Annotated in this window: 7 protein-coding genes and 1 pseudogene; 6 read left to right on the top strand and 2 right to left on the bottom strand. The window is 69.4% G+C overall.

The annotated features are described in order from the left end of the window. Together PKH97_RS12755 and PKH97_RS12750 are read left to right on the top strand one after the other, a co-directional pair. Window positions 1-258 (top strand): annotated as a pseudogene (locus PKH97_RS12755) (5,10-methylene tetrahydromethanopterin reductase); the annotation flags it as partial. 28 nt (window positions 259-286) lie between these two features. Then, window positions 287-883 carry a CE1759 family FMN reductase gene (locus tag PKH97_RS12750; RefSeq protein ID WP_324387867.1) on the top strand — a complete coding sequence of 199 codons (597 nt, stop codon included), beginning with the start codon at window positions 287-289 and terminating at the stop codon, window positions 881-883. Between the two features lie 130 nt (window positions 884-1,013). Here the strand turns inward: PKH97_RS12750 and PKH97_RS12745 are convergent, their stop codons facing one another. Beyond that, the gene (locus tag PKH97_RS12745; RefSeq protein WP_324387866.1) at window positions 1,014-1,427 is read right to left on the bottom strand and encodes an ester cyclase; all 414 of its coding nucleotides are present in this window, start codon (window positions 1,425-1,427) and stop codon (window positions 1,014-1,016) included. A gap of 12 nt (window positions 1,428-1,439) precedes the next feature. Beyond that, window positions 1,440-2,114, bottom strand: coding sequence for a GntR family transcriptional regulator (locus tag PKH97_RS12740; RefSeq protein ID WP_324387865.1), 675 nt, complete (start codon window positions 2,112-2,114; stop codon window positions 1,440-1,442). Between the two features lie 159 nt (window positions 2,115-2,273). Between PKH97_RS12740 and PKH97_RS12735 the strand changes: the two genes are divergently transcribed. Genes PKH97_RS12735 through PKH97_RS12720 form a run of 4 tightly spaced genes read left to right on the top strand, consistent with a single transcriptional unit; the run spans window position 2,274 to window position 5,869 of the window. Continuing rightward, window positions 2,274-3,614, top strand: coding sequence for an MFS transporter (locus PKH97_RS12735; protein WP_324387864.1), 1,341 nt, complete (start codon window positions 2,274-2,276; stop codon window positions 3,612-3,614). A gap of 7 nt (window positions 3,615-3,621) precedes the next feature. Further along, window positions 3,622-4,389, top strand: a complete 768-nt coding sequence (locus PKH97_RS12730) for a 5-oxoprolinase subunit PxpA (RefSeq protein WP_324387862.1) — start codon at window positions 3,622-3,624, stop codon at window positions 4,387-4,389. Further along, window positions 4,386-5,000, top strand: coding sequence for an allophanate hydrolase subunit 1 (locus PKH97_RS12725; RefSeq protein WP_324387861.1), 615 nt, complete (start codon window positions 4,386-4,388; stop codon window positions 4,998-5,000). The genes PKH97_RS12730 and PKH97_RS12725 overlap by 4 nt, the downstream gene beginning before the upstream one ends. After that, window positions 5,000-5,869: a biotin-dependent carboxyltransferase family protein gene (locus PKH97_RS12720; RefSeq protein ID WP_324387860.1), complete on the top strand. Its 870-nt coding sequence runs from the start codon at window positions 5,000-5,002 to the stop codon at window positions 5,867-5,869. Before PKH97_RS12725 ends, PKH97_RS12720 begins: the two co-directional genes overlap by 1 nt. Window positions 5,870-6,051 lie beyond the last annotated feature (182 nt).

Raw genomic sequence — 6,051 nt, 5'->3', positions numbered from 1 at the left:
AGCCCGCAAGAGGTCATCGAGCGCACGCTCGGCTTCCGGGAGTATGTCGGGGATTACCAGCGCCAGCTCTTCTTGATGGATCACGCCGGGCTGCCCTTGCAGACCGTGTTGGAGCAGTTGGACATTCTTGGTGAGGAGGTAGTGCCGGTGTTGCGCAAGGAGTTCGCCCCGCTGCGGCCCCCGCATGTGCCCGACGCGCCCACGCACGCGGCGCGGCTGGCCGCCCGCACGAGTGAACAGGTGGTGGAACAGCGATGACCGATCGCCTTCTTACCGTTCTCAGCGCGTGCCCAGCTCGACCCGGCTGCTGGTCGATCAGCTCACCGAGGCGGCCCGCAATGCGCTGGCCGGCACCGAGGACAGCGTCGAGGTCCGGCATGTCGAGGTGCGCGACCATGGGCACGCGATCGTGGATGCGCTGCTCACCGGCTTCCCCGGCGAGAAACTGGCCGTAGCGCTGCGGAATGTGGCCGACGCCGACGCGCTCGTCGTGGTCACCCCCACTTTACAGGCGTCCTACAGCGGGCTGTTCAAGTCGATCATCGACCTGATCGGTATGGAGGACCTGCGCGGCACGCCGGTGCTGCTCGCCGCTTCCGTTGGGACAGAACGGCATTCGTTGGTGCTGGAGCACGCGTTGCGGCCGCTTTTCGCCCATCGGGGTGCCCTGAGCGTGCCCACCGCGGTGTTTGCCGCCACCTCCGACTTCGGCGGCGACGGCGCCTCAGCTCTGGCCGGCCGGGTGGCCCGGGCGGCGACCGAACTCGCCACGCTGGTTACCGGGGCCTCGGTGCGCCGGCCCGCGCCGGATGCCTTTGCCGAGGTCACCCCATTCTCGGCACTGCTGGCCGCCGCCGGCGTGCCGGAGCCTCACGCCAACTGACCTCCTGGGCCGTTTGGATGGGCCCGCTCGGGGCGGCCCCAGGCAGGACAGCGCAGAACGACGTCCGGGGTGTCGGCAACACGCGGGGGCAACGAACCGCATACGGCGTGTTGCCGACAACGAGTCGGGTTCAGCCACGCTCGCCGGGCGCTTCGCGGATGAGGCGGGCATTGTCGGTGGTCACCTCGACCTCGCGAATGCGGCCATCGATCCCGAAGCGGTACATGGCGAATTCGTCGGTCTCCACCGCGGTGCCATCTCCCGGGGCGCCGGCGAAGGCCCCCTGCCGGGTGCCAGTGTCGTGCACGTGAACCGCCAACCAGTCGCCGTCGGCCAGGACCCGCACCAAGGTCCATCGGTAATCGGGAAACGACTCGCACAGGATCTGCAGGTCGGCGACATACTTCGTGCGGGTGCGCATCCGGCCGTTGACGAGCACCTCGTCCGCGACATGCGACCCGAGCTCGGACCACGCTCGCGAGTTGTACGCGGCGAGATAGCGCGCATAGCGCTCGAGCACTGCCGCCCGGTCCGCGTGCGCCACCGCGGCTCCACCTCAGGCGTCGATCACGGCGAGGAGTTGCGCCTCGGCCTCGTGCAGGTAGTCGTCCAGTTCGCGCAGCGCGGTATGCAGATCGCCGCCCTCCAGCAACACCACCATTCCCTCATTGCGCAATAGGAAGGGCTGGTGCAGGGCCTGGGCATCGGGTAGGCGAAGGAACGCCAGGCGTAATTCGGCCAGCACCGCCTCGAACATCGCCTCGAGGTGCACGCTGCCGCACGCCGCCACTAGGCGGCGGTGGAAATCAATATCGGCCGTACCGACGGCATCCCAATCTCCCGCGTCGGCGGCGGCCCCACCCGCAGCGACCGCATCGGCGAGTTCCCGCAGCCCCGCCGCTTGCTCGACAACCGCGCGCATCCCCAACGGCTCCACGAAGCGTCGGGTCCGGTAGATATCACGGACCTCCTGCGGCCCGCAGACCCGGACGAAGACCCCGCGATGCAAGGCATGCTCGACCAGTCGCTCGTGGCTGAGCAGTCGAAACGCCTCACGCACGGTATTGCGCGAGACCTCCAAAGCGCTGGCGATGTGCTCCTCGCGCAATTGCGTCCCCGGCCGGATCGCCCCGCCCGCAATCTGCGTCCGTAGCACCGCGGCCACCGCCTCCGCGGTGCTCTCCCGCCGCGCCAGGGGCGGCAGCGGCACCGGCATCGCACTACCGGGCACGGACACCTCCATACGGTCACGGGCTTGCGACTCGGACCAATGTACTCACCGTCCAATCACCGGATAAGACCATCTTCCCCTTGTTGAATTGCTCAACAATCCGCTAATGTCTCGCCGTTCGGGGACGGGTGGTCTCCGACCGGACCTCGAAGGATCCCTATGGCCCATTCCGCGATCGCCACCGGCACGGCCCGTCCGCCGTCGTCCGTGCGCCGGATCATCGTTGCGAGCCTCATCGGTACCTCCCTGGAGTGGTACGACTTCTTCATCTATGGCACCGCCGCGGCGCTGGTCTTCAACAAGCTCTTCTTCCCCACCTTCGATTCGCTCACCGGCACCTTGCTGTCGTTCACGACGTATGCCGTGGGCTTCGTCGCCCGGCCTCTGGGCGGCGTGATCTTCGGTCACTTCGGCGACAAGATCGGCCGGAAGAAAGTCCTGGTCGTCACCCTGCTGATCATGGGTCTGTCGACCTTTGCGATCGGTCTGCTGCCGACCTATGACTCCATTGGCGTCGCCGCGCCGCTGCTGCTGGTCACCCTGCGCTTCATCCAGGGCATCGGCCTGGGCGGTGAATGGGGTGGCGCGGTCCTGATGACCCTGGAGAGCGGCGACCCGAAGCGGCGCGGCCTCAATGCCAGTTGGCCGCAGGTCGGCGTGCCGATTGGTCTGCTGCTGGCCAATGGCGTGCTCTCGTTGATGGGTCGAGTGACCTCTGAGAGCGCCTTCAACAGCTGGGGCTGGCGAGTTCCCTTCCTGCTCAGCGGCATTCTCGTCCTCGTCGGGTTGTGGATCCGTCGCTCGCTGGAGGAGAGCCCGATGTTCGAGGAGGCCGCCGCCAAGGAGCCGGAGGCCGCTCCGGTCCTCGAGGTGCTGCGCCGCTACCCCCGCCGGGTCCTTCTCGCCATCGGCGCGCGGATCGGGGTGGACGTCGCCTTCTATACCTTCGTTCTCTTCATCACGACTTATGTCGCGACCTATCTCGAGCTGCCCAAGTCCTACGCCCTCAATGCGGTCTTCATCGCCGCCGCGGTGCAGGTGTGCGCCATCCCGCTCTTCGGTCATCTCTCGGACAAGTTCGGCCGCCGGCCGATCTACCTGGGCGGGGCGATCGGTGCCGCGATCTGGCTGCTGGTCTTCTTTAAGCTGCTGGACACCGGCCGGTTCGCTCTCATTGCCCTGGCCGCCGTGATGGCGCTGATCTTCCACGCCGCGATGTACGGCCCGCAGGCCTCCTTCATCAGCGAGATGTTCCCGACTCGGGTGCGCTACACCGGCGCCTCGATGGGCTATCAGCTCGCGGGCATCCTCGGTGGCGCGCTCGCGCCGATCATCTCCACGGCGCTGCTGAAGAAGTACGACAGCGCGTGGCCGATCGTCATCTACGTGATCGCCATGCTGGTGCTCTGCGTGATCTGCGTGCTCGCCGCCCCCGAGACGGCCCACGCCGACCTTGAGGAGGATCCCCTGCACGGCCAGCTCGCCGAGAGCGCGGGATGATCCGAGGGTGAACGCGCGGCGGGTGGACCTCAACAGCGACCTGGGCGAGAGCTTTGGGCGCTGGGTACTCGGCGACGACGACGCGATGCTGGAGCTTGTCACCAGCGCCAATGTCGCGTGCGGGTTCCATGCCGGCGACCCGAGCACACTGCGTCAGGTGTGTGCTCGGGCCGCCGCCCGCGGGGTCAGTGTCGGCGCCCAGGTCAGCTATCGCGATCTGGCCGGGTTCGGCCGCCGCACCATGGACGTCGAGCCGTCCGAGTTGACCGATGAGGTGATCTACCAGATCGGGGCCCTGGACGGCATCGCCCGGGTATGCGGCACCCGCGTGCGCTACGTCAAGCCGCACGGCGCGCTCTACAACAAGGCGGCGGTCGATCCACATACGGCCGGGGCCGTCGTCGCCGCCGTGCAGGCGTATGACGCCAGCCTCCCCGTCCTCGGCCTGCCCGACTCGGAGCTGCTCAGCGCCGCCGCGGCGGCCGGGCTGCCCACGATGGCCGAGGCCTTCGCCGATCGCGCTTATACGGCCGCGGGTCTGCTGGTCTCCCGACGGGAGCCCGGCGCGGTGTTGCACGACCCGCAGGAGATCGCCGCCCGCTGCGTCCGGCTCGTCACCGAAGGGGTGATCGTCGCGGTCGATGGCAGCGAGGTGAGCGTGCCCGCCGACTCGATCTGCGTGCACGGAGACACCGCCGGTGCCGTGGAGATCGCCCAGGCCGTACGCCGGGCGCTCGATGCGGCCGGGGTCGAGCTGCGACCGTTCGCGTCGTGAGACATCTGCTCCCGGCGGGCCACCGTGGCCTGCTCGTCGAATGCGCCGATCTGGACGAGGTGTTGGCGCTGTATGCCGCCCTGCGCGCCGACCCGCCCGCCGGGGTCGAGGACCTGGTGCCCGCCGCCCGGACTCTGCTGCTGCGTTTCGATGCGAGTACCACCCACGCCCGAGTCGCGGCGCACGTGCGGGGGGTGAACCTGGCCGATGTGCGCGCCAGCGAATCGAGCGCGCTGGTGCAGGTCCCGGTCCGGTATGACGGCGCGGACCTCCCCGAGATCGCGCAGCTCACCGGGATGAGCGAGGCGGAGGTTGTCCGCACTCATCTGGCCGGCGAGTATGTGGTGGCCTTCGCTGGCTTCGCGCCCGGCTTCGCCTATATTGCCGGCGGCGACCCGCGCCTCCAGGTGCCCCGACGCGCCACTCCCCGCACCCGCGTACCTGCCGGTTCGGTGGCCCTGGCCAGCGAGTTCACCGGCATCTATCCGCGCCAGGGGCCCGGTGGGTGGCAGTTACTCGGACATACGGACATGGTGCTCTGGGATCTGAACCGCACCCCGCCGGCCCTGCTAACCGCCGGGACCCGGGTGCGCTTTATCGAGGCGGCCTGATGTTGGAGATCCTGCGCGCCGGGGCACTGACCACCGTCCAGGACCTCGGGCGGATCGGGTCCGCGCACCTCGGCGTCGGCCGGTCCGGGGCCCTCGACCGCCCCAGCCTGCGCCTGGCCAATCGCTTGGTCGGCAACCCCGAGAATGCCGCCGGGCTGGAAGTCACCTTCGGCGGGCTCGCCGTCCGGGCTGGCTGCGACCTGCTGCTAGCTACGGCCGGGGCCCCGACCCCGGTGCACATCGACGGACGCGCCCACGACGCCTGCGCGGCCCTGCACCTGCGCGCCGAGCAGGTCCTGGAACTCGGTCGTCCGGACAGCGGAGTCCGGACGTATGTCGCGATCCGCGGCGGGATCGATGTGCCCCCGGTGCTCGGCTCGCGCGCTACCGACCTGCTCTCCGGCATCGGGCCGGCGCGCCTAGGTGATGGTGACCGCATACCCCTGGGCACCCCGAACGGTCCGATCCCCGGCGTCGACCACGTCGCCCAGCGCTCCCTGCCACCCGTGGTGGAACTGCGCGTGGTCCCCGGCCCCCGCGCCGACTGGTTCACCGCCGCCGCGCGGCGCACATTCGGGGAGACCACGTATGCCGTGTCGGCGCACGCCGACCGCATCGGCGTGCGCCTGACCGGGCCGGCCCTGGGGCGCAGCCGGACCGAGGAACTGCTCTCCGAGGGCCTGGTGGAGGGTGCGGTCCAGGTCCCGGCCGATGGCCAACCTCTGATCTTCCTCGCCGACCACCCGGTCACCGGGGGCTATCCGGTGATCGCGGTCGTCCATCCCGACGACCTGCCATACGCCGGGCAGGTACGACCCGGTCAGTCGGTGCGCTTCCGGTGGGAGGCGCCGATCTCGGTACCGCAGTAGCGGCCGCAACCGGGCCCGCCCCCGTGGGCCGCTGGGCGGACGCCATGGTCACCACGACCAGCTACTCCGAGGAACTGCAGATCCGTGACGCCGCCAACGCGACCAGACGATCTCCTGGGCCGCCAACCAGTAATCCGAGGATGGTCGCCAGCGGCGCCATCCCCAGGTGCAACCACCCGCGC

It is taken from the genome of Nostocoides sp. (assembly GCF_035343835.1).
Lineage (GTDB): Bacteria > Actinomycetota > Actinomycetes > Actinomycetales > Dermatophilaceae > Nostocoides_A > Nostocoides_A vanveenii.
Note: the sequence above shows the minus strand (reverse complement) of the source record. Positions and strands in the feature narration are given on the sequence as shown.